Below are 25091 nucleotides of genomic sequence, written 5' to 3' on the forward strand. Positions count from 1 at the left end.
GGATTGGAGGATTGGATTCATGTTGCAAGCAACGCCTCACAACCTGAATCTTGATTTCATATGAAATCGGGCTTCTTTTGGACATTACAAAAACTCCCATCATAGGTAGAAGTAGAATTTCATTTTTTCTACTGTCTACTATGATGGGAGCATATCACCCGCGGTGATGCCGAAGTCGATCCCTACCGTTTCGGGCATAATCTTGTCCAGGATGCCAGCGAGCATGGGCTGCGTGTTTATGAAAATAGCGAAGTGAAGGAAACCCGGTATACCGACAGCGATGTCACCGTCTTAACCGATCAAGGAAGCGTTCTGGCCAGGAACATCATCTGGGCCACCGGGTATAGCACCCAAGAATGGAAGCCTGATTATCAAGCGGAGCTGCTCAATACCTATGCCATCCTGACGGAGCCGGTATCCGATCTGTCTTCATGGTATGAGCGCGCATTCATATGGGAAACAAATCGCCCTTATCTCTATTTCCGGACAACGCCGGATCAGCGAATCATAGCCGGAGGGCTGGATGAGCCGCTGCCTCCTTCTGGCAAACCAGAGGAGTACGCTGAATCAAGAAGCCGGAGATTGTTAAATGAAATTCATCAGTTGTTCCCCCATATGACGGATTTGAAGATCGCTTGCAGTTGGGCTGGCGTATTTGCCACAACCAAAGACGGCATCCCGCTGATCGGCAGGCACCCGAAATATCCGCACAGCTACTTTATCGAGGTGTATGGCGGAAACGGGACCGTATACAGCATGATCGCTGCGGATTTGCTGGGCGAGACGATAGCAGGACGTGAGCCCGAAGAACTGAAATGGTTTTCCCTGACACGGCCAATGGACCTTAAGATGTCATAAAATAATAGAAGGTATCTCCAAGCAGGCCATGCAGCCCTGGAGATACCTTCTTTGCGTGTACGGATTGCGCTATGACGCAGTCGTTCAGCAAACCGTTTGTTTGACTATCGGATTCTTTTGACCCGAGAGATGTCATTAGGCTTTAGGTGACTTGACCTTTGGAAGGGAACAGCTTTCGTATAAACAGCCACGATCCGATAGGGGACGCCCCCAGGAACAACAGCAGCAACGTCACCGTTAACGTGTCCTGTCTAAATGACAGGACAAGAATGAACACAAGCAGGCCCGTAATTCGGCCTATAGTTAAACTGAGCTCCCGCAGCACGACCAGTTCCACCCGCTTCTCCACGTTTTCCTGATTTACTCCCATAAGATCAAAGCTGGCGGATATAGCCGGCATCATGTACAGCGGAATGAACAGCGACGTCCCGATTCCCAGCACCAGCAGCGTCGTATAGTTAACGGCAAACAGCAGCGGTAAAATGACCAGCAGCATCAATATGGAACCTACCAGCATGCCGGTTTTACGGAATTTGGGCTTGAACCACTTCCCGCAGGCCCAGTAGCTGACCAGCGAAACCGCCGAAGTAATCAATGCAAACTGCCCCAGCTTCGACTCCTGATCCGTTGCCACAAAAACAAGGAGTGTAATAAGGAAGGAAAACACACCTTCCCTGATTCCCTGAACGGCCAAGCCGAATACCGCGTATTTCCATACGCCGCCCTCCTTGAGCCGGCTCAACCCCTCCAGCCAATGATAGCCGCTCTGAACCGGCCGTTTTCGCAGAAAAAAGCTCAGCACCACCGTCACGGCGAAGATGACCATCGATACGGTGAAAATAAACCGGTAGCCTTGATCCCCATGCATCATCGTGATGATCCAGCCCGCCAGCCACGGACCGATAATGCCCGTGATGGAGCCCAGAAGTCCGATCCAGCCATTAAACCAGTCCCGATTCTCCGCGCTCGAAACCTCAAAATAGACCACATTAAAGGCTAACCAGAATAATCCTAATGACACGCCGAACAGCAAGCCGAGCGGCCAAATATAATGGACGGCGTCCCGCCCTGCCCACAGAACGCATAAATAAAACAGGCCAGACACCGCAATTCCCAGGCGAAGCGCATTCATTTTGTTATGCTCCTTCACCCATTTGCCGGCGGCCCAGAACGTCAAGCCCAATGCCACCTGCTGTGCAATCGTGAACCAACCGAGCATCGTATAATCCTGGCGGCTTTTCCATAGGTATACGTTGAGGAACGTACCCGACAATGCACTCGATAAGATAAACAAACCATGAACTGATAACAGAAGTATAGCCTGGGGGTCCTTTGTCAACTTCATATACAGTTCCTCCCTCGCCCTCACACTTGAAGTCCAAGGTATTTTACCCCTCTAATCCCCACTTCATGAACAAAAAAAAGGAAACCGCCGACAGCAGTTTCCTTAAGTTCGCGCGGATCGGCACACAGCGCCTTTCCGTAAACGCTATTCCTTATTATGGATAAAGCTCTTGATCATCCGAAGCCGGTCATTCTCTGCCAAATTATACTGTACATGGAAGCATCCAGGGCACACATATACGTTTAAATCATATGGCGGCTGCAGGATCGGACCTTGAATCAAGGCTGCGTTAACCGGCTGGAAGCCTTCCCCGCTCACGTGCTGCGTTCCGGCATGAAGCATATACTCCCGGCAATGCAAGCACTCGGGAACTTCCTCTTGCTGGTCCAGAATCCCCTCTACGGTCTCCTCAAATGCAAATAGGTCGTGATCCTCCCCGTACTTATCCACGGTTCGAAGCGAGGACAGCGATTCATGGTCGGACCCCCAAATACGTTGAAGATCACCTGCTTCCTCATCGGAAGCCTCATAATCCTCTTCATATTCCTCCGGATCGTCCTGTGTTTCCTCGTCATCCAATGCGATATTCAATGTGCGGTAGCCTTTCAGCTCGTTCGCACAATGAGGACAAGTATCTTCGGGACCTATCTCTTCATCCCACACAATCTCACTTTGGCACCATGGGCAAACCGTCGGTTCCATCGATCATTCATCCCTTTCTTATTCAAACGGCCATGGATGGCCCTGTTCACTTTATTTTTATTGAGACATCAAGTATACAATACCCGCCACAAAAAAAATCAAGGCGGCCGCAAACAATATCCGCGGTAAATATTTCATCGTCCTTTTCCTCCCGAAGCCCTTAAATGATGCTCGCTCCAATAATGTAAGATAAAGATACGGTGATAAGAAGTACGATCAAGCCCACTGCTCGGTTATCCTTGCCAATCTCTTCATCGACCGAAAACACAGGCGTCAAGAACTCAAGCAACCAATAAGCCAATAAAAGCAGTATAAACCCGAAGAACGACCATTTAATCATGCCATAAATGGACGTATTCGCCGTTATGCTGTACCGCATCACGTTACCGATGCCAAAGATCTTCCCGCCGGTCGCCATGGCCGCCGCGATGTTTCCTTTGCGTATTTCATCCCAGCAATTGTACTTGGTAACCAATTCAAAGCAATACAAGTAAACAATAAGTGCAAGTATCGCAACCGAGAAATAGCCGACGAGCACCCCGAGTGGATGGGCCAGCAAATGATCAATCGCTTCCGTCATTACCTTATTTCCTCCCTGATATAAACGGGATGCGGCACCTTTCGCATCCCGTCGTTCTGAACCTTATGATGATATGTTATACGATTGAAGGAGAAAACGGTTCCTGATTTCTTACTTTCCTTACTTCAGCTCGGCAATGGTAACGCCATTGCCGCCTTCACCGTAATTACCTAAACGATGACTCTTAACATGCTTGTGCTTGCGCAAATAATCCTGAATTCCGGTTCGCAAGATCCCGGTGCCTTTGCCATGAATGATGTAAATCTGACCCAAGTTCCCCAGAAATGCCTCATCAATGAACCGATCCACCTCAATCAGCGCTTCTTCCAGATTCGCGCCTCTTAAATCCAGCTCGTTCCGGATGTTGGTATCGCGAGTCCGTTTCAAGACGGTCGCATGCTGTTTCGGCGCCTGTTTAGCGTTTGCTGCCGGATTCGACAGCAGCTCCAAATCATCCAGCGATACCTTCATCTTCATGATGCCGAGCTGAACAACCGCTTCTTTCGAGCCGGCCATTTCCACGACGTGCCCTTTCTGATTCAGGCTATATACCCGAACCTCGTCACCAGGCTCAATGCTGCGCTGCTGCTGCGCTGAACGCTGGCCAGCCGTCTTCTTGCCTTGCTGCGGTTCGGCATCATCCAAACGCTTTCTGGCAGCAATCAGCTTATGCTCCTTAACGGAAGCCCCTTCTTCTTGGGCTATCTTGCGCAAATCCGCGATGATTTCCTCGGCCTCACTCCGAGCCTTGTCCACGATCTGTCTCGCCTCGGCACGAGCTTTATCAACCAGCTTGTCCTTCTGCTCTTCCAGCTTCTGAAGCTCGTGCTGGTGACGAAGACGCAGGTCCTCCATTTCCTTCCGAACCTGCTCCGCCTTCTCACGCTCAACTTCCGCGGTGTGACGGTTCTCTTCGAGGGATGCAATCATATGCTCCACCCGTTGATCCTCTTCCTTGACTTCGCCACGGGCAAATTCCAGAATGGATCCCGGCAATCCCAAACGTTCTGCAATGGCAAACGCATTACTGCGTCCAGGTACGCCTACCAGAAGCCGGTAGGTCGGGCTTAGGGTATTGATATCGAACTCCATGCTGGCGTTAATCACGCCTTTGCGTTCATATGCATAAGCCTTCAATTCAGAATAGTGCGTCGTCGCAATCATGCGGCAGCCCATGCGGTGGATATGCTCCAGGATGGAAATCGCCAGAGCTGAACCCTCCGCAGGGTCGGTCCCTGCTCCAACCTCATCAAGCAGCACGAGACTCTTTGGCGTCATCTGGCTCAATATTCGGATGATGTTCGTCATATGGCTGGAGAAGGTACTGAGGCTCTGCTCAATACTTTGCTCATCACCAATGTCCGCGTAGATCGCATCAAACACGCACATCTGGCTGCCTTCTTCGGCTGGAATAAAGAGTCCGGACATCGCCATCAGGTTTAATAACCCGATCGTTTTGAGCGTAACCGTCTTACCGCCGGTATTCGGACCCGTGACGATGATGGATGTATAGGAATTGCCCAATTCCACATCAAGCGGCACAACCTGATCCGCCGGAATCAGCGGATGTCGGCCTTTACGCAGCTTAATATAGCCTCTGTCATTCATTCTTGGCAGTGAAGCCTTCATGACATGGGCCAAACGAGCCTTGGCAAAAATAAAGTCGAGCTGGCCGATCAGATCCAAGTCAATGGACAGCAGCTCAGCCTGTTCGCCGACCTGGGCGGTCAGCTTCTGCAAAATCACTTCGATCTCCCGCTCTTCCCGCATTCGCGTCTCGCGCAGCTTGTTGTTCATGGCTACGATGGATTCCGGCTCAATAAACAGCGTCGCGCCTGACCCGGACTGGTCGTGCACGATACCGCCAAAATGCGAGCGATATTCCGCTTTAACGGGGATGACAAAACGGTCGCCGCGTATTGTAATTAACTGGTCCTGCAGCATCTTCGCCACGGATTGCGATCGAATCATGGACTCCAGTTTCTCGCGAATGCGAACTTCTCCGCCCCTCAGCTCCCGCCGGATCTGGGAAAGCTCGGCGCTTGCGGAGTCAAGGACCTCAGCAGCATCATCAATACACAGCCGAATGGCGTCTTCCAGGGGCTTTTGCTCCGAAATAAGATCACTCAGATTATAGAGGATCTCAATCTTCTCGTCCTCATGAATCGCCGCAATAAACCGCTTGATTCGGCGTGATCCATGAATCGTATTCGACGTAGCCAGCAATTCATGGGGACTGAGCGTCCCTCCGATTCTGGCCCGCTTCAAAGCATCATTGATATCGGTAATCCCGCGGAAAGACGGATTGCCCTTGAGCCTGTCTACGGTGTAGGCCTGATCGGTAGCCGCAAGCAGATCCTTTACAGCCTCCAGGTCGGTTTCAGGCATTAACTTTTCAGCTCTAGCACTTCCCATGGAGGTTTGCGTGTATTTTGTTAATGTATTTAAAATTTTCCGGTATTCTAAAGTTTGCAAAATCTTGTCATTCAAGAAGTTCACAACTCCTCTCAATCAATGCATATATTATATCGAAAGTGATGGGAATTCGCCAAGGAATCCAAAATCCTTCCACACATAACCGACGGTCCTATTGAACAAAATAAATTCTGCGTAACATTCCAGTCTTATTCTAAGGAGGCAGGTACCATGCAATTTCTCGGGCACGTTGTTCGATTTATCGTTGCCGCGCTCGTTCTTATGGTTGTCGGATGGATTGTCCCCCAATTCACCGTCGGAGGATTCGGAAGCGCCCTGTTGCTTGCACTCGTTATCGCCCTGATTGGTTGGGCTATTGAGGGCATCTTCGGCAAAAAAGTCACGCCTTTTGGACGTGGCATCGTGGGCTTCCTAGTGAGCGCACTCGTGATTTACCTTGCCCAATTCATCGTTGGAGGCGTTAGCGTCTCCGTATTGGGCGCCTTGCTTGCTGCACTGGTCATCGGGATCATCGATCTGTTCATTCCGATTTCCACCCCTTTTGAAGCAGGCAAAACCCGCAAATAGAAGAACGCCGCTTCTGTTAGAGGATTCCTCTGGAACCCTCTTCCTGAACGAACCGATCGGGAGCTGCATTACTCCACATTAACCCTCTGTTGCAATTTGCGCAGGGGGTTTTCATTTTGGGCAAAGCTCCATTCTTTTATTTCCATCTTCCCCTATATTATAAAGGAAATCCATATCATCGTTTGAAACCGTTCACGTTCACCAATTTTTCATAACACATATGTGCATCCACTCTTTTTCTGAGCTATCATAAAGATTGGAAATTATATTTCACAATTATTTCATAGTCAGGAGAGGTTATAGTGAAAAAAGGCATAGCTTTACTTGTTTCATGTATGCTCCTTTTTGTATTGGCTGCCTGCGGCGGAGACCAGAAAGAGTCCCAAGGAGGTTCCGGGATCTCGGATACTGGCGTAGCACCGGAAGCTGAACTCGTCATTAAGGGCACCAATTTTCAATTCGACCAAGAGGAATATCGACTCAAGAAAGGTGTGCCCGTCAAGATCACTTACGAGAACGAAGACGGCAACCACGGCGTTATGATTCCTGCACTTGGCCTGCAGCTGGACCGTAAAAACAACTCCACTGTCGTTACGCCGGATGAAGCGGGAGAATTCGAAGTTTCGTGTTCCATTATGTGTGGAGCGGGTCACAGCAAAATGATCTCCAAACTTATCGTCGAAGAATAGTAGATCTGCTCACGAAAATAAACCTCCGGATCGCCAGAGTATCCTCTGTCTAATCCGGAGGTTTTTTCAGGTTCAATTCTTCGCCATGGCCTAACGCTGATCCTGCTCAATCAACTCGATCCACTCATTATATTCAACTTGGAGCTTCGCATACTCTTCCTTCAGCTTACGGTGTTCTTCTTCAAGCTGCGCAGATTGCTCCGCCTTCAATTCCTGTTCTGCCTGGAGCAGACGATACTGGTGCATAACCAGCTCATACTGTTCACCTAAATCGGAATACTGCTGCGCCGCTTCACTTTTCTCGTCTTCCAGACGCTCACAGGCTTGGCGTGCGGATGCAATTTCCTGCTGCCAGGACTGGAGCTCTTCTTCGAGAGCAAGCTTGGTTCGTTTCCACTCATCGCGCTCGGCGGCCAGCTTCTCGCTGTCCTTGGCAAGCTGCTCCCGTTCCGCCATCCATTGCTGGTATTGCTCCTGCCACTGAACGGCGCGTTCCTCTGAATCTCTCAGCTGCTCGGCGAGTTCACGTGCGCGCTCTTCACTGGCAGCTGCCTTCTTGCGAAGCTCATCCAGCTGATTCGACACCGTATCGTATTCTTCTTCCAGCATGGCGTACAGTTTGCTGGTCTCTTCCTCTCGGGTTCCCGCTTCCTTCGTGAGCTTCTCCAATTCTTCATGGCGAAGCTGCAGTTCCTTCAATTCCTCTTGGGCACTTCGGCGCTCGGACATGCTCCGGTCAGCCTCGTCCTTCATGACCTGGATTTCATCCTGAAGTCCCTTCATTCCTTCTTCCAGGCTCTCGTTCGCTTCCATAAGCTCGACAATTCGCATCTCCAGCTCGCCGGTTTCCTCTTTGCGCTGATCAGCCAACGTACGCCAGGATTGAAGCTCGCTGCTTAGACGCTGCAGCTCTTCCTGCTGCTTGCGGGAGGTCTGATTCGCATCCACCACAAGTTTCTGCAGACGACGGCGCTCTTCCTCCGACTTGGCGGATTCCTGCTTCAGTCCTTCGAGTTCCTTCGTCAGCCCCTCCACCTTCGTACGGAAGGAACGCAGTTCCTGCGAAGAGGCTTCGGCTTGCTGCCTGGACGATTGGAGCGCTTCCTTCAGCTTGTCCGATTCCGCTTTTACAATACCCAGTTCCTTCTCCGCGGACGACAAACGTGATTGGAGCTGACCACCGCGCGTTCGCTGCTCGGCAAGCTGCTTCTCCAGATCCTGAACGGTCCTCGTATGCTTTTGTTCCATATCCTGGACGGTTTTCGTATTCTTCTGTTCCAGATCCTGCACGGTTTTCGCATTCTTCTGTTCCAGATCCTGCACCGTCTTCGTATACTTCTGCTCCAGATCCTGCACGGTCTTCGAGTGCTGCTGCTCCTTCAGGAGCGCCTCTTGTTTATAGGTACTCTCCTGTTTCTTCAATTGCTCAGCCAGCTTCTCTTCGGCCTGCTTCGCAGAAGTCCGTTGACTCTGTTCCAGCTTCTCGATGGCCTGCTTATGAGTGAGCGTCAGCTGTGAAATTTGCCCTTCATAGCGGCGCTTCATATCTTCAATAGACTGCTTATGGCCGCTCTCCAGCTTCTCACGCTGCTCCTTAAGACGCACCTCAAGCTGCTGCTTCTCCTTCAGCAGTTCCGCCACGCGGTCCGATTCCTTCTGGAGCAATTCCTTCGTACGCTCTGACTCCGCGGTTAGATTCTCCTTGGACTTCCTGTATTCCTCAGCCAGCGTTGTCTGCTCCGCCAGCTTGCCCTCCAGCTGCTCCAGCTGCTGACGATGTCTCTCCTGCTGCTCGATTTGAAGTCCTTGCACCTTGGCAAGCTCCGTGCGCAGTTCATTCCGCTCGGCCGTCATCTGCTTGGCCTCATTCTGAAACTCCAGCTTCTGCAAAGCTTCTTCAGCCATATGTACTGCAGCTAGGACGGCAATGCGCGGGGTATCCAATCGAGAGTGCGCCTTGGATATGGTACGCATGCGGTCATCTACATAATTCGCTACCTGTCTGGTATAATCACTGCTACTGCCAACGAGTTTATAGGAAGTTCCGTAGATGTCTACGGTAACGCTTTTACGGTCCGATGTAGTCAAAATTGTGCCCTCCTTCTATTATGTGTAGATTCTATGATGTCTGAAAATCTGTAGACGAACCTCAAGAAAACAGACCGAAGTTTGGTATATGATAACACAGTTTTGTGCTTATAATTATGTACCCTGCGGGCGTCCTGATGCAAATCCCAGTTCAATTTAGAGCAAAAAAGCCCGCATCGAATCCCTGATGTAATGGATTCGATGCGGGCGTTCACAATTCCTGCTATTTTCTTAATTCTGCGCCAAAAGTTTGCTGAAGGGCAGCAACCGCTTTTTCCGTGACGCCGGCAACCTCTTCATCGGTCAGGGTCCGTTCCTGATGACGGTACGTCATGGAGATGGCAACACTCTTCTTGCCCTCTCCAAGCTTGCTGCCCGTGAAGACGTCAAACACCTGAATCTGCTGCAGAAGCTCACCTGCATTCTCCTTGATCACTTGAATCAGGGAGCTGGCTTCAACCTCCTCATTCACGACGATGGCAAGATCTCGTTCCATGCCCGGAAATCTAGGCAAATCGCGGTAAACGACGCGGGCGTTGGTCAGCTCATACAGCGGCTCAAGCAGAATTTCAGCGGCATAAGCATCTTCCAAATCCAGCTCCTGCTGCGTCTTCGGATGAATTTGTCCGAGCACACCTAGCAGCTTCTTATTCTCGCCTTGACCCGCATACACGGAAGCGGAACGCCCCGGATGGAAGCCAACCGGTCCGTTAGCCTCGTAAGTGATATCTTCCGCGCGAATTCCAAGATAGTCGAGCACCGTCTCGAGCGCACCCTTCAAATCGAAGAAATCCACTTTGGCCGGCTGGACATTCCATTGCTTGCTGCCTTTGCGTCCCGACAGCAGCAAACCAAGAACCGGACGCTCCAGCGGCTGCTTCGTCAACGTCTTCTCATGTGTATGGAACAGGTTCCCTATTTCAAACAGGGCCAGGTCCGGCTGCTTGCGGTTATGGTTATACACCGCGATATCCAGCAGCTGTGGGAGCAAGCTGGTACGAAGGACGCTGCGGTCCTCGCTCATTGGCATGGCCAGCTTAACCGCTGTCCCATCTGACGACAGGGAAGTGAACATTTCCGCTTGCTGCGGATGGATAAAGGAATAACCCAGAACCTCCTGGAATCCGCTATGCGTCAGCAAACGGCGAAGCGAGCGGCGGATGGCCTGAGCGATCGTCAATGAACCCGGTGTCGTCGGACCTTCTATGGCCGTTGTCGGGATATTGTCGTATCCATACAGACGAGCCACCTCTTCAATAAGATCTACGTCAAGCACGATATCGCCGCGGCGGGACGGCACTTGCACATCCACCAATCCTTGGCCCGCATCTCCGCAAGGGAAATGCAACCGGGCAAAGATCGTTTTGACCTCAAGCAGGGACAGATCCGTACCAAGATAACGATTGAGCTTCTCCAGCGATAAAGTAATCACGGTAGGCTCGGTGTCCGCACTGCCTGCTTCGACGATTCCCTGATGGACAGCGCCGCCGGCATATTTCGCCATCAGTGCCGCTGCACGGTTCAGTGCAGGGATAACTGCGGCGGGATCCACTTCCTTCTCGAAGCGGGAGCTTGCCTCTGAACGCAGTCCGAGCTGACGGGATGTTTTGCGTACGGTTCCGCCATCGAACTTCGCCGATTCCAAGAAAATATTCACCGTGCTGTCCGTTACTTCGGATTCCAGGCCGCCCATAACGCCAGCCAAGGCCACTGGCTTGCCGCCAGCTGTAATCACCAGCATATGCGGCTCCAGACGACGCTCCGTGCCGTCCAGCGTCACCATCGTTTCGCCAGCTTCAGCCATACGCACGTGAACCGCGCCATCCTTCAACTGATCGGCATCAAAAGCATGCAGCGGCTGGCCATATTCCAGCATCACATAGTTTGTAATGTCCACGATATTACTGATCGGGCGCACGCCTGCCGCCATCAAGCGGTTCTGCATCCACAGCGGAGAAGGACCGATCTTTACACCGGTAATGTAGCGTGCCGCATAATGGCTGCACTGCTCGTCAGCGCCAATCGTAACCGAGATATGATCGGCCGCTGCATCTTGAACCTCCAGCATTTCCTTTTCCGGATTCGGAAGACTGAGCTCACGCCCCAGTATGGCGCTCACTTCGTAAGCGGCTCCCAGCATGCTGAGACAGTCAGAGCGGTTCGGTGTCAGATCCAGTTCCAAAATTTCATCGTTCAGACCCAGCACATCCACAATCGGTTTGCCGATTTCCGTATCCGTCGGAAGTACCAGAATCCCTTCCTGCAGCTCTTTAGGCAGCAGTTTGTCATTCATGCCCAGTTCCTTCGCCGAGCAGATCATGCCTTGGGAGAGCACGCCGCGCAGCTTGGCCTTCTTGATATCCATACCGCCAGGCAGCTTCGCGCCCACAAGCGCCACCGGCACCTTCTGGCCCGCATCCACATTTTTGGCTCCGCACACGATCTGGAGATCTTCCTCTTGACCCGCATCCACGATACATACATTCAGCTTGTCTGCATCAGGATGTTTCTCCTTGCTCTTAACGTAGCCGACGACCACTTTATTAATGCCTTGATTCCGTTTCTCGATCACATCGATTTCAATACCAGCCGAAGTAATGCGGCTCGCCAAATCCTCTGAGGTTACACCTTCGAGCGAAATATAATCGGACAACCAATCGGTTGAAACTCTCATTGTCTATTCACTTCCCTTTATCGTTAAAATTAGATCCGCGTGAACTGATTCAAGAATGCTGTATCGTTGTTGAAGAAGTGACGGATGTCATCCACGCCGTATTTCAGCATCGCAATCCGCTCAACCCCCATACCGAAAGCAAAACCGCTGTACTTCTTAGGGTCATAACCGCCCATTTCAAGCACCTTCGGATGAACCATGCCGCAGCCTAAAATCTCAAGCCAGCCTGTTTGCTTGCATACGCGACAGCCGCTGCCGCCGCATCTTACACAGGATACGTCCACTTCCGCACTCGGCTCCGTGAACGGGAAGAAGCTTGGACGCAGACGGATCTGCGTGTTATCGCCGAACATCTCCTGCACGAATTGCAGCAGCGTTCCTTTCAGATCACTCATGCGAATGTTCTCGCCGATGACCAGGCCCTCGATTTGGTGGAACTGGAACGAATGCGTCGCGTCATCGTCATCCCGGCGGAATACGCGTCCCGGGCAGATGATTTTGACAGGCGCTTTTCCTTGCATCGACAGCATGGTCCGGGCTTGCACCGGGGATGTCTGAGTACGCATCAGCAGATCTTCCGTCAAATAGAAGGAATCCTGCATGTCACGTGCCGGGTGATTCTTTGGCAGATTCAGCGCTTCGAAGTTGAAGTAGTCCGTTTCCACCTCGGGTCCTTCTGCTACCTGATAACCCATCCCGATAAAGATATCCTCGATATCCTGGATCACCTTGCTCAATGGATGAACAGCGCCTTGGCTGAGCTTGCGGCCCGGGAGGGTTACGTCCACCTTCTCTGCACGCAGGCGCTCTTCGGTTTCCTGCTGCAGGAATGCTTCCTGCTTGCCGGAGATGACTTCCTCAATCGCGCCCCGAACGTCATTGGCCACCTGGCCGATAACAGGACGCTCTTCTGCGCTCAGCGCACCCATTCCGCGCAGGATTTCCGTCAAAGCCCCTTTTTTGCCAAGGTATTTCACCCGCAGATCATTCAGCTGCTGCGGATCGGTAACATCCTGCAATTGCGCCAATGCTTCCTGCTTTAATGCTTCTAATTTTTCCTTCATGGCTATTCGCACACCCCTTTGTAAACTCCATCATCGAACTGAAAACAAAAAAGACTGAAAACAAAAAAGGCCTCTCCTCCCGAAAAGGGACGAAGAGACCGTGGTACCACCCTTGTTAACATGTTTCATACCCTAACCAAGGCGGTAAAAGCCTTAGCCCCGAGTATGCCTCATCATGCTCACTTGACCGACGTAACGAATCGGACCCGTTATCCCCTACTGACCGGCAGCATGCCGTGTTCAAGGAACTGCTCCGGAGCGAACTTCACCAGCCTGATTCTTTGAGGGACACTCTCAATCTACGGTATCCCTTCCCTGTAAAGAGGCACTGACTACTTTTCTCCATCAACGCATTTGTTACATATGCAAATATATAGGGTTTATTATATGCAACCTTTCGCGATATGGCAAGTTTCATTTCCCCATTTTAACCCCATCCGGCTGATTTTAATCGCGATCCTTTGATCTTATTCCGACTGAAGTCTAGCCAGCTCAGCCCGAAGTTCCTTAATCTCGGCAAGCCAGCTTCCCTCGTCCCCGGGTTCAAGATCTTCGGCTGACAAGCCCAGTAATTCCTGAATCCGGTATTCGAGCTCCATCCGCCGGTTGTCCTTCTCCGTATCTCCCTTGATCACGCCGGTCCGCGAGGCCTGCTCTTCCTCCTCGTCCATACTCCCCTCGAACCAAACCGGAGCTTTCCCGGGCGCCAGCGTAAGGAGTCGGTTCGCGATTTTACGCACGAGATACCGGTCATGGGATACGAGCGCAATCGCACCGGGAAAACTCACGAGCACTTGTTCAATGACCTCGCGGGTATCCACATCCAGGTAATTCGAGGGTTCATCCAACACAAGGAGATGCGCACCGCTGAAGTACAGCTTCAGAAAAGCCGTTCTGCACTTCTCTCCCATACTCAGCTGCCCCATCTTCTTAAACACATCGTCCCGTCTGAAGAGGAACGAGCCCAGCAAAGTACGCGCACGGCTCTCCGTCATTCCCGGAATGACAAGCAGACTGTCCAGCAGCGTGGTTTCGGGTTCCAGCCCCTCAAGCTCCTGCGAGAAATAACCGATCTTGACGGAAGGATTTCGGGTAATCCGGCCTTCATGCGGTTCGATTTCGCCCAGAAGCAGCTTAAGCAATGTCGTTTTCCCGCTCCCGTTAGGGCCTCTTACGGCCAACCGGTCGCCGCGGTTCAGATAGAAGGTGAGCTTATTAAAAAGCTGCTGATCTCCGTATCCAAAACAGATATCCTTCACTTGGACGAGGGTACGGCCGCCGAAAGCCTCCCCTTCCAGCTCCATGTTCAGCTTGGGACCGTTTCGCGGTTTATCCACCCGCTCTGCTTCCAGCCGTTCCAGCGCTTTTTCCTTGGCATGATATCTTGAGATGTTCTTCTTGGCCTTGGCCTTGTAAAAGCTGGCGGTGATCTTGACGTCATTCACGTCCCCGGCCGCGTTATGTGCTTTATGGAACCATTCCTCATATCTTCGGATCGATTCCTCCAGCGCTTTGCGGGCCAGCTCCTGCTTTCGGTAAAGCGTCTCCTGCTCGCGCAGCTCCCGTTCCTTTTCACGGCGGTAATCCGTATATCCTCCCCGGTAACGCCGGAGTTCCTCCGAGGTCAGCTCACATACAGAGGTTGCTACCCGGTCGATGAACTCTCTGTCATGGGATACAAACAACACGGTGCCTTTGTAGGATGATACCAGCCACTGCTCCAGCCAGACCAAGCTCTCACTGTCCAGATGGTTCGTGGGCTCGTCGAGCAGTAAAAATTCCGGTGCCGATACAAGGAGCCCTGACAGCATGACCTTCGTCTTCTGGCCTCCGCTCAGCTCGCGGTAAGACACAGGCCATACCTCCGGCCCGATGCCCAGCATCGTCATCGCTTTCTCCACCTCGGTCTCCCACTGGAAACCGTTCTGGGACTCGTAACGCTCCAGCAGATTGCCATATTGCTCAAGCAATGATTCCATCTCAGCAGCGCTGCCGCCATTCATCCGCTGCTCGACGCTGGCAAGCTGAAGCTTCAGCTGCCACAACGAAGGGTTACTGCGGCTGCGCACCGTATCGATGGCACTCCGATCGATTTCGTCCGGCTCATCCTGCTGCCTGAGCCAGCCCCAGCGATCTCGTGGGAGAATCGTCTCCACAACGCCTGAGGCAGGTTCGAGCTCGCCGGCCAGAATCGAGAGGAGCGTGGTTTTGCCGGTGCCGTTGCGCCCGTACAGCGCAATCCGCTCTCCTTCTGCCACCTCCAGCTGAATGCCTTCAAACAACGGCCTCCCTTGGAGCTCCATACTTATATCTTTCGCTTTTAGAATCATGGTCATATCGCCTCATCCTCTCTCTTTGGGAAAAACTAAAAAACCGCAAGCGATGGCCTGCGGCGGATATCATGAGAGAGGATTTGTTCTGATCTGAGTAACGGGACGAACGCACGCCACAGCACACTTCCTTCGGCTGTTCATTCCAGGCCAGCCCTGACGGTATGGAGATGTTAGGCTCTATACCGTCGGCTGTCAGCGAAAGCCGCAATCCGTTCCGTTTATGTGATTGTTTTGTATAAGAGTACCACTTTCGACATAACAAAAAGAGGTACCCCAGTCACATTGTTCAGACACACCAAATCTCTCCCTCTACCGCCGTAGAGAAACGCCTGCAAACCACATGCAGTTGTTTTTAGAGAAAAGGGTGTCTTACTTCATTGGACTAGGTTACCTCGCATTCTTGGAATGAAATTATGGCCATTATAACAGATATTCTTAAGAAGTAAAAGGGTTGATTAGCGGAACTTCTACATATTCGAATTCCTGCTATCGCCTGTTTATCCGGTCCTATCTACAATTCGAAAAAAAGTAAACAAAAAAACCCTTGTCACCAAGGGTTTTCTGTTCTTACATAAGCGGGTGATGGGAATCGAACCCACGCTACCAGCTTGGAAGGCTGGAGTTCTACCATTGAACTACACCCGCATATATACCTACAAAAGTGAAGCTATGACTCGGCGCATCTCCCGATTACTTCTGTGAGGTCCTAAATCTTAAGCGAATCGGGACGACACGATTTGAACATGCGACCCCCTGGTCCCAAACCAGGTGCTCTACCAAGCTGAGCTACGTCCCGATAATAAAGATGCTGTCTTTTGAAGACAAAAATAAATATACCATGCCGAACACGTAATTTCAACATGTATTTTATGGAAAATAGATCACCCATATTAAAAAAGCAAACAGCATCCTTCCAAGGAGGGAAAGATGCTGATACTACCTTGACCTGATACGAGCAGAGCTGCAAAAGCACCTTGCCTATTTTTTGTCGAAAGTCACTTCCGGTGTCGTCAATTTATCATAAAAATCCACAATTTTGTCTTTATCGTCCGAAGCACGAAGGGCCATGGCGGAGCGTGGATGTTCATCCAGGGTGCCTGTAATCATGTAAGGCATGATATAACCCCACTCTTCTTTTTCACGAAGTGGAATCATGTAGCGCTCGATAATATCCAGTACCGGACGCAGTTCATACTTGGTGCCTTTCAGATGGGTAACCAAAAGCTCGGTCGGGCAGTTGCCAGCCGCACGTCCCATCCCGTATACGGATGCATCCAGAAGCTCAACGCCAAGATCTGCAGCGACCAGCGTGTTGGAGAACGCCAGCTGCATGTTGTTATGGGTATGAACGCCCAGGCGTTTGTTCGGCAGATGCGTCTTGAACTTATTCACAAGGTATTCCATATCTTTATGATCAAGGCTTCCGTAAGAATCGACGATATATACCACATCCACGACGCTCTCCCTGATCAGCTCAAAAGCTTCCAGCAGCTCGTTCTCCATTACGTTGGAGAGGGCCATAATGTTGAGCGTAGTCTCGTAACCACGATCATGGAAGGTCTGTACCAGCGCAAGCGCCTTATCCACGTCTTTAATGTAGCAAGCGACACGGATGAGATCCAGCAAGCTTTCCTCGCGCGGCAAAATATCGTCTTCATCCACGCGGCCGATATCTACAAGTGCGGACAGTTTGGTTTTACCTTTATGAGGAATGACTTCTCTGAGGAATTCATCATCCAGAAAACGCCAAGGGCCCGCCTGATCAGCGCCTTTCAGCAGTTTAGGCGAATTTTTATAGCCGATTTCCATATAGTCCACGCCAGCCTCATTCAGGCCCGCATATAAATTTTGTACGAATTCTACACTAAAATCCCAGTTATTTACCAGTCCGCCATCGCGAATGGTACAGTCTACAATCTTTGTCTGACTACTCTTAATCATCTAAGCTAAACTCCTCTCGGCAATTTTTCTCTTCATCATACTTGAATGCCGGTTGAAAAGTAAAGCAAAAACGTCCGAAGGACGGACGTTATTCAAAGGGGTACGGGCCGGCCGCTGTCTCTTCAATTCAGAACAAACGCTTCAATTGGCGACCTGGGCCTGTTTGAGTATCCAATCGGTGATGGTGCGGACGAGCACGCCGGTTGCCCCTTTGGGATCCACGCCCCGCTCCTTGGATAGGTATGCCGTACCTGCTATGTCAAAATGCACCCAAGGCAGTCCATCAGCAAATGTCCCCACAAAAAGACCGCCCGTTATCGTCCCGCCTTCTCGGCCCGTTTGATTTCGTAAATCCGCCACCTCACTCTTCAATTTATCCCAAAACTCCGGATAGGATGGCAGCGGCCATATCTTTTCGCCGGCCCTCCGGGAGGAGGCAATAAGCTCCTGCAAAAAAGTCTCATCATTGGTTACGGCCCCAGTGGCGATATCCCCAAGAGCCGAAACGACGGACCCCGTCAATGTAGCTACGTCAATCAAACGCGAAGCTCCAAGCTGCTTGGCATAGGTTATTCCGTCCGCAAGCACGATACGGCCCTCGGCATCCGTATTCAATACTTCGATGGTGCGGCCGCTCAGTGTCGTGACGATATCGCCGGGTTTAAAGGCACTACCGCTCATCACATTCTCCGCAGTCGGAATCACCATCACTACATTGACTCTGGGGCGAATCCGTCCTAACGCTTCCATAACGCCCATTACGGTAGCCGCCCAGCCCATATCACTGATCATATCCTCCATTCCGGATGCCCTCTTCAGCGACACGCCACCGGTATCAAACGTAACCCCTTTGCCAACAAGGCCGACAACATCCTCCCACGTCTCCCGTCCCTGATAACGGATCGCGATCATGCGCGGTGGATGGATGCTGCCTTTGCCTACGGCCAGGAGGCCGCCCATACCTTTCTCGTCTATGGCGTCCTCGTCCAGTACCTGGGCTTCGAAACCATACCGTTTCGCCAACTGAAGCGCCTTCTGGGCCAGGTCTTCCGGCAGCAGCATATTGCCGGGCAGATTCGTCAGGTCTCGTGCCAGGCAGGTTGCTTCTCCAATCGCTGCGCCTAATGACATTCCCTTCGTCCACCCTGCTTCAAATTCCGCATCCATATCGCCTTCTATATAGTAAAGGATTTCTTCTATATTCGTTGGCTCGGAAGCATCACGCTTATAATGCGGTTTCCGATAGCTTCCGAGGATAAACCCTTCAGTTAAAGCCTGAGCAGCATCTTGCGGCGTTTGTTCGGCGGTAAAGTTAACCATCGTATTTGGAATTTGAATGGCGGCACTGCGTACACCCGATCTCCCGGCTGCTTTTACTGCCTGTGCTGCAAGCAGCCGCAGCTGCTCGGATGTCAGAATTCCTTCGGGACGTCCCAGCCATATTAACAAGCGTGCTCCCCCTTCGATCCTCTCGGGCCATACGAATGACCGATTCGGAGTGCCATCAAATAACCGATTCTCGACCAACTGTTTGAGCAGTGGATCCCAGGACTCGGAAACGCCGCCATCCGCCGCTTGTTTTTTCGTTACGGGAACAATGATCGCATCGGTATGCACTTGCCCGGATGATAAACTGCCCTTTAATGTCCACATCATGCGTGATCTCCTCCTAAAAAAGAAAAAGCCATTCCATCGGAACAGCTGCTCTCGTATTCATTTCAGGCACGTATCGTACAATCTTAGACTTCCGAAACGTCCAGCTTGGGAAAAGTAATCACAAACTCCGTTCCGGCACCAACCTGSCTATCCACGGCAATCGAACCGCCATGGTTTCTGATAATACTGTAACTTACGGATAACCCGAGCCCCGTTCCACTCTCCTTCGTTGTGAAGAACGGGTTGAACAGATGGTTCAGTGTGTTCTGATCCATGCCGCCGCCGTTATCCGATATGCAGATGTTGATATGTTTCCCCGTATCGCGGGCTGAAATATCAATCACGCCGGTGATGTTCTCATCATGATGCTCATTAATCGCATCCAGGGCATTTTTAATAATATTCAGAATCACCTGTTTGATCTGCTTCACATCCACGGATATAAACGCAGGCGGGGTCTTATCGGTATGCAGATTAATCTGGCATCCCTTCATTAAGGCTTCACTTTCAGTTAGCAGAACAACTTCCTTCAATAAAGAGGATACGGACACAATTTTGGTTTCTGGAGCCGAGGGTTTGGAGGAATTTAGAAATTCATATATAATATCATTCGCGCGATCGATCTCCGTAAGTATAATTCTGGCATACTCGTCCTTACCTAAACTTACGAGATGCGGACGAAGCAGTTGGATGAAGCCACGGATGGAGGTGAGCGGGTTGCGTATCTCATGGGCAATGGAGGCCGAGATTTTTCCCAGCATGGCCAGCTTATCGTTCTGATAAGCGGTTTGCTCAATTCGTTTGAAGTCGGAGACATCCTTCACGCTAATCAGAAAATCGCCTTCCATCTGGTCCCCATAAGTCATCGTGATCAGCCACGATCGGCCATATTCATCAACCAATTCATGAAATCTCTTGCGGTGGAATACCGTTTCCCGAAAAATGCGAAGTATTTTTCTCTTCTTAAATCTGGAGAGCTGGGGATGTCTCAATAGTTGGGTCAGCGTACAGCCAGTCAGCGATTTACGGGATACACCTAACAATTTTGCCATCTGTACATTAACAAATGCTAACACACCGTCACTATCAAAGAGGATGATCCCGCTGTCGAGATTCTCCAGTATGTTCTCATACTTGTTCCTAATAAGCTGGCTGGAATGAAAAGAACGAATTGCCTGCAGCTCAGATTCACGGATTTGACTCAACAAGATGGCTCCCCCTTTTCATGAAAAGTTGAACTCACCAAACCGACAAAAAACCTTGCAAACATCAGCTTGTCCGCCTTTGAATCAGAAGCAGCCCGAATCTGCTTCCTTCCATGATAGTCATCGAGACAAAGAAACGTCAATCAGAAATCCTGTCGAAAAATGGGAAATTGCATAAAAATACCATGCATCATGCTTATGTATTTCTGCTTATGTAGTGGATCTAACACCTAATTCCAAACAACTAATATAAACATTACCCCCTTTTGTATGATTTGAAACATTAAAAAAGCCCCGAGTACTCACGAGGCTTTATTAATTCCTGGATTAAGGCTGCTTCTGGAGCCGGAGTCTGCGCTGACTCATCACGGCAAGCCGTCTTTTCAGTTCGCCCTGCCACTTCTCATCCTCCATCCATTTGGCAACCACCAGGAGATCTAACGACATATCAATCTGACTCTGAACCACCGTTAGCGGATCCTCCGACTCCCGGTTGACAACATTCTCAAAAATCGCATCCTCATCTTCCATCACATAATCCTGAAAATCCACCTGGGATGCTCCGTCACCATGGGCATATTCAGCTAATATTTCATATTCATTCTCAACCCGATGATGTACCTCCACGCGATGGCAGACCGGACAAGACAGCAGGGGAACATTATGTACTTGAGTGCGATAATGCTTCAGTGTACCCTTTGTACCCATCATACTAGCCCCACAGCAAAAACTCATATCGTTCACCCTCCTTTTGTGGACTCTCAACCGTTTCAAAATATTGTATTCGCTTTCACTCCCGCTAATTCCTTCATGAAAAGAACCTCGATAAAAATTTTAGGCACGATTCCCTAAACATAAGTCCGTTAGCCTATATATTTAAATTTAAATTATATATCAACGCAAGAGCGGTTCTCTAAACAAGAGTCTTCCCCTATTTCATCCAATAAAATCAGAGGTGAAAAAACCCCCACTACCTGCACATAATGTCAGATAATGAGGGTCACCTTAACTTTAACGAAATGGAATTACAGGTTGCTGTCGCCTGGTTTCCAGTTCATAGCGCACAATCCGCCGGATTGAAGTGCTTGAAGAACGCGGAGCGTTTCTTCTACACTGCGGCCTACGTCGTTATGGTTTACAACTTGATATTTCAATTCGCCTTCTGGATCGATGATGTACAAGCCGCGCAGAGCAACGCCTTCTTCTTCGATCAGAACACCGTAGTCTCTTGCTACGTTTTTGGTGATGTCGGAAGCCAGCGGGAAGTTCAATGCTCCCAGACCGTTAGCTTCTTTAGCAGTGTTGATCCAAGCTTTGTGGCTGTGGATAGAGTCAACACTTACACCCAGAATTTCAGTATCCAATGCTTTGAATTGATCATAAGCATCGCTGAGAGCCGTGATTTCAGTTGGGCATACAAAAGTGAAATCAAGCGGATAGAAGAAGAATACGAGCCATTTGCCGCGGTAGTCGGACAGGCTTACTTTACCAAAATCTTTACCGTCTCCTGATACAGTTTCCATTGTAAAATCAGGAGCCGCTTTACCAACCAAACGTTCTGCCATGATTGAATTCCTCCTTAACATATGTAAGAAAATACGTGTATTTCCTACATGCTATGTTCCTATGAACATTTAATAGAAATGTTATCATTGAGGCTAATCAAAGTCAAGATTGTAGACGTTACTTTATTATAATTATTATAAATAAGGATTTTCCTTGAACGAATGCTTCCCCTATTAACGGATAGCCGCAGCGATCAAATCGCCCATTTCTGTCGTACTGAGCGCTTTGCTCTTATCCACAGCAATGTCTGCTGTACGATGTCCGGCATCAAGCACCTCGGCAACTGCGCGTTCAATTGCGTCTGCCGCATCCTCGTAGCCGAACGTGAGGCGGTACATCAGCGCTACGGACAGAATCGTTGCGATCGGGTTTGCCAAGCCTTGACCGGCAATATCAGGTGCCGAACCGTGTACCGGCTCGTACAGGCCGAAAGCACCCTCGCCCATGGATGCGGATGCCAGCATGCCGATGGAACCTGTCAGCATGGCTGCTTCATCGCTCAGGATGTCGCCGAACATGTTCTCGGTTACGATCACGTCAAAGCTGGACGGGCGGCGCAGAAGCTGCATCGCGCAATTGTCTACCAGCACATGCTCCAGCTCCACGTCCGGATATTCAGGAGCGATGCGGTTTACCGTTTCGCGCCACAAGCGGGACGTTTCCAGCACATTCGCTTTATCGACGGAAGCCAGCTTCTTCCGGCGCTTCTGTGCAATCTCGAAGGCTTGATGGACGATTCGCTCTACCTCCGCCGTATTGTATACGCAAGTATCTACCGCTTCTTCGCCACCAGCACCTTCGCGTCTGAATTTCTCGCCGAAGTATATGCCTCCTGTCAGCTCACGAACGACCATCAAGTCAGTACCTTCCAGGACTTCAGGCTTCAATGTGGACGCATCCTTCAAGCAATCGAAAATGACAGCCGGACGCAGGTTGGAGAACAGGCCAAGCTCTTTACGGATGCCAAGCAATCCGGTTTCCGGGCGAAGCTCCTTCGAATTGTTGTCCCATTTCGGTCCGCCTACCGCACCAAGCAATACAGCATCGGCGCTCTTACATACATTCAACGTTTCTTCTGGCAGCGGCGTCCCTTTCTCGTCAATGGCGATGCCGCCAAACAGTGCATGTTCCGTCGTAAATGAATATCCGAACACCTCTTCGGTACGTTTAATGATCTTCTCCGCTTCAGCCACTACCTCAGGACCGATGCCATCTCCGGCAATTACCGCGATTTTCTTCATTTCTGCCATTCTTCGTCACTCCTTAATTTATATATACACTGGTCGTATTTAATCATCTAGTTACTGTTGTAACATACTTCCCCCTTGATTGACCAAGATATAGAAACTATGAACTTAATTCGTTTTGCCTATAAGCAGGGGGAAAGTGATTAGGGAGATGGCTGCGCCGAAGAGTTGCGCAGACGCTCAAAGAGTTGTGCAGAAGCTCGAAGAGTTAATATCGCAAGAGCGACTGAACGCGAGTAAGGCTTACTTTGAGAAAGGCTCGAGGTAAAGCTTAATCGTGTGTGCTTTTGTGCGTGGGTAACTTATGCGAGAGCGGCTTTAATGAGAGCAGCTTTATGCGAGACTTCGAAGACTTAATGTGAGAGGCTCCGATTACGTATCGTTCCTCCAATCGCTGTTGTCGCCGAATTTCTGGATTGTATGTCTGGGGTTGAAATTCGGCTCCAAAGGCGACCGCTCCGCTTTTCCGAAATCGATTCGTCCTCTTCGCTGCTTCGAAGCTAATGAATTGGCGATTGACAGGTCACTGAGAAGAGCACATCTCCCTGACCACAAGGGTGGTGGGAGATAGAAGAACCGCCCTATGTATAATCATGGGGCGGCTCTTGAAAGTAACATCTTGAAGAGATTCTCGGTTACTCCTAGTCCTGCTTGTGCTTCTTGCTTCTTGCTTCTTGCTTCTTGCTCTTTAAATTTGGCCAATGAAGTAAACAGATCACTCGCAGGTCGGCTTTCAGTGCAACCATATTAACGTTACCCCACACCGTTAGTTACATTTTTCTGCCAATACGCTACAATAGGGGTGAATTTGTCTTATACCCTAAACGACCAAGGAGTGATCATCGATTATGCAGTACACTGCTCTAGGTAAATCCGGTATGAAAGTAAGTCGTCTGTGTTTGGGGACGATGAATTTTGGTCCTGCTACGGATGAAAAGGAAGCCTTCCGCATTATGGATGCAGCGCTTGACGCAGGCGTCAATTTCTTCGATACAGCCAATGTCTACGGCTGGGGCGAGAACTCGGGCCTGACCGAAACCATTATCGGACGCTGGTTTAATCAAGGCGGGGGCCGCCGCGAGAAAGTCGTTTTGGCTACCAAATTCTATGGCTCCATGAGCGATCCTCTGGATGGTCCCAACAATGAAGCCGGGCTGTCGAGCTATAAACTTCGCCGTCATCTCGAAGCGTCGCTAAAGCGTCTGCAGACAGACCATATCGAGCTGTACCAAATGCATCACGTCGATCCTTCCGTCACCTGGGACGAGCTGTGGGGCGCATTTGAGGTTGCGGTTCATCAAGGAAAAATCGGGTATGTCGGATCCAGCAACTTTGCGGGCTGGCAGATTGCGGTTGCGCAAGCCGCAGCCCAGAGCCGGCATTTCCTCGGCCTCGTTTCCGAACAGCATAAATACAGCCTGACCTGCCGATTGCCGGAACTCGAAGTGCTTCCCGCTTCGCAGCAGCTTGGGCTCGGCGTCATTCCATGGAGTCCGCTGGACGGTGGACTGCTGGGACGCAATGCGCTTAAGAAAATCGAAGGCTCTCGCAGTGGGGGCAATGCGGAGCGCGTGGAGAAACACCGCTCGCAGCTGGAACAGTTCGCCGCACTCTGCCAGGAGCTTGGCGAACCACAGGATAACGTCGCCCTTGCCTGGGTGCTTAAGAACCCGGCGGTTACGGGACCGATTATCGGACCGCGCACGCTGGAGCAATTCGAAAGCTCCCTGCGCTCGCTTGAGATTGAACTCGATGAATCCGTAATGAAGCGTCTGGATGAAATTTTCCCGGGTCCGGGCGGAGCCGCTCCGCAGGCCTACGCCTGGTAAAATAAGGATAACATTTGAACGAAACGCTGTCTTATCCCGTTGATCAGCTGCGCCAAGGCGTATCGGCACACTGCCATGAGAGTTAAAGGCTCGGTGCGAGTATCTGATACCAGCATTCACGGCCGGCCAACATCATCATAAAATAAAGAAAAAGAGGAGCCGCTTTCACAGTGGTATTATCCCCTCATGGTAGACAGTGAAAAAAGAGGACATGTTACAATGAACTCAAATACTGGATACCGGAGGGGATTTTTGTTATGTCAGCGAAGAAAGGCCAAACCTTTAATCGATATAGCGAAGAAACGAAGAAA

General features: G+C 50.6%; 18 protein-coding genes, 2 tRNA genes and 1 other annotated feature. Of the genes, 4 read left to right on the forward strand and 16 right to left on the reverse strand.

Annotated elements, in window-relative coordinates; translation table 11 throughout:
* The first annotated feature begins 153 nt into the window (after positions 1-153).
* Entirely contained in the window at positions 154-858 is a 705-nt protein-coding gene (locus ACPV3A_RS36530; RefSeq protein WP_426204803.1) for an NAD(P)/FAD-dependent oxidoreductase, read from the forward strand.
* Between the two features lie 142 nt (positions 859-1000).
* On the opposite strand, the gene ACPV3A_RS36535 is transcribed toward ACPV3A_RS36530, so the two are convergent.
* The 4 genes from ACPV3A_RS36535 to ACPV3A_RS36550 all read right to left on the reverse strand — a co-directional run bounded on the left by ACPV3A_RS36535 (position 1001) and on the right by ACPV3A_RS36550 (position 5975).
* Positions 1001-2227 carry an MFS transporter gene (locus ACPV3A_RS36535; protein WP_426204794.1) on the reverse strand — a complete coding sequence of 409 codons (1227 nt, stop codon included), beginning with the start codon at positions 2225-2227 and terminating at the stop codon, positions 1001-1003.
* Positions 2228-2347: 120 nt separating this feature from the next.
* Positions 2348-2905 carry a hypothetical protein gene (locus ACPV3A_RS36540; RefSeq protein WP_194544319.1) on the reverse strand — a complete coding sequence of 186 codons (558 nt, stop codon included), beginning with the start codon at positions 2903-2905 and terminating at the stop codon, positions 2348-2350.
* A 160-nt stretch (positions 2906-3065) separates the two neighbouring features.
* Positions 3066-3485: a DUF350 domain-containing protein gene (locus ACPV3A_RS36545; protein ID WP_194544320.1), complete on the reverse strand. Its 420-nt coding sequence runs from the start codon at positions 3483-3485 to the stop codon at positions 3066-3068.
* A 120-nt stretch (positions 3486-3605) separates the two neighbouring features.
* A complete protein-coding gene (locus ACPV3A_RS36550) occupies positions 3606-5975 on the reverse strand; it encodes an endonuclease MutS2 (protein WP_426204795.1) in 2370 nt (789 codons plus the stop codon).
* Positions 5976-6131: 156 nt separating this feature from the next.
* Here ACPV3A_RS36550 and ACPV3A_RS36555 point away from each other — a divergent pair, with 156 nt between their 5' ends.
* Together ACPV3A_RS36555 and ACPV3A_RS36560 are read left to right on the forward strand one after the other, a co-directional pair.
* Positions 6132-6488 carry a phage holin family protein gene (locus ACPV3A_RS36555; protein WP_071222686.1) on the forward strand — a complete coding sequence of 119 codons (357 nt, stop codon included), beginning with the start codon at positions 6132-6134 and terminating at the stop codon, positions 6486-6488.
* A gap of 302 nt (positions 6489-6790) precedes the next feature.
* On the forward strand, positions 6791-7177 hold the full coding sequence (locus tag ACPV3A_RS36560; RefSeq protein WP_216530609.1) for a cytochrome C oxidase subunit II: 387 nt from the start codon (positions 6791-6793) through the stop codon (positions 7175-7177).
* A gap of 90 nt (positions 7178-7267) precedes the next feature.
* Here ACPV3A_RS36560 and ACPV3A_RS36565 read toward each other — a convergent pair whose 3' ends face one another.
* From ACPV3A_RS36565 to leuB, 12 genes are all read right to left on the reverse strand, one after another.
* A complete protein-coding gene (locus ACPV3A_RS36565; RefSeq protein WP_339294766.1) occupies positions 7268-9265 on the reverse strand; it encodes a hypothetical protein in 1998 nt (665 codons plus the stop codon).
* 223 nt (positions 9266-9488) lie between these two features.
* Positions 9489-11939: a phenylalanine--tRNA ligase subunit beta gene (gene pheT, locus ACPV3A_RS36570; protein ID WP_426204796.1), complete on the reverse strand. Its 2451-nt coding sequence runs from the start codon at positions 11937-11939 to the stop codon at positions 9489-9491.
* Positions 11940-11968: 29 nt separating this feature from the next.
* Positions 11969-13003, reverse strand: coding sequence for a phenylalanine--tRNA ligase subunit alpha (gene pheS / locus ACPV3A_RS36575; RefSeq protein WP_339219507.1), 1035 nt, complete (start codon positions 13001-13003; stop codon positions 11969-11971).
* An 82-nt stretch (positions 13004-13085) separates the two neighbouring features.
* Positions 13086-13361, reverse strand: a binding site (T-box leader).
* A gap of 109 nt (positions 13362-13470) precedes the next feature.
* A complete protein-coding gene (abc-f, locus tag ACPV3A_RS36580; protein ID WP_426204797.1) occupies positions 13471-15339 on the reverse strand; it encodes a ribosomal protection-like ABC-F family protein in 1869 nt (622 codons plus the stop codon).
* Positions 15340-15910: 571 nt separating this feature from the next.
* Positions 15911-15981: transfer RNA gene (locus ACPV3A_RS36585), tRNA-Gly, on the reverse strand.
* Positions 15982-16058: 77 nt separating this feature from the next.
* Positions 16059-16132: transfer RNA gene (locus ACPV3A_RS36590), tRNA-Pro, on the reverse strand.
* A gap of 182 nt (positions 16133-16314) precedes the next feature.
* The gene (locus ACPV3A_RS36595) at positions 16315-17277 is read right to left on the reverse strand and encodes an aldolase catalytic domain-containing protein (protein ID WP_071222679.1); all 963 of its coding nucleotides are present in this window, start codon (positions 17275-17277) and stop codon (positions 16315-16317) included.
* Between the two features lie 141 nt (positions 17278-17418).
* Complete coding sequence (locus ACPV3A_RS36600; RefSeq protein WP_426204798.1) at positions 17419-18933, reverse strand: leucyl aminopeptidase; 1515 nt, start codon at positions 18931-18933, stop codon at positions 17419-17421.
* 83 nt (positions 18934-19016) lie between these two features.
* Positions 19017-20141, reverse strand: a complete 1125-nt coding sequence (locus ACPV3A_RS36605; RefSeq protein ID WP_426204799.1) for an ATP-binding protein — start codon at positions 20139-20141, stop codon at positions 19017-19019.
* A 324-nt stretch (positions 20142-20465) separates the two neighbouring features.
* A complete protein-coding gene (locus ACPV3A_RS36610) occupies positions 20466-20873 on the reverse strand; it encodes a hypothetical protein (RefSeq protein WP_015737147.1) in 408 nt (135 codons plus the stop codon).
* Between the two features lie 290 nt (positions 20874-21163).
* Positions 21164-21703: a peroxiredoxin gene (locus ACPV3A_RS36615; protein WP_009593058.1), complete on the reverse strand. Its 540-nt coding sequence runs from the start codon at positions 21701-21703 to the stop codon at positions 21164-21166.
* Positions 21704-21877: 174 nt separating this feature from the next.
* On the reverse strand, positions 21878-22954 hold the full coding sequence (leuB, locus tag ACPV3A_RS36620; protein ID WP_426204800.1) for a 3-isopropylmalate dehydrogenase: 1077 nt from the start codon (positions 22952-22954) through the stop codon (positions 21878-21880).
* A gap of 845 nt (positions 22955-23799) precedes the next feature.
* On the opposite strand from leuB, the gene ACPV3A_RS36625 reads away from it, so the two are divergent.
* On the forward strand, positions 23800-24780 hold the full coding sequence (locus tag ACPV3A_RS36625; RefSeq protein ID WP_194544332.1) for an aldo/keto reductase: 981 nt from the start codon (positions 23800-23802) through the stop codon (positions 24778-24780).
* The last annotated feature ends 311 nt before the right edge of the window (positions 24781-25091 follow it).

It is taken from the genome of Paenibacillus sp. Dod16, assembly GCF_049893405.1.
Classification (GTDB): Bacteria; Bacillota; Bacilli; order Paenibacillales; family Paenibacillaceae; genus Paenibacillus_AQ.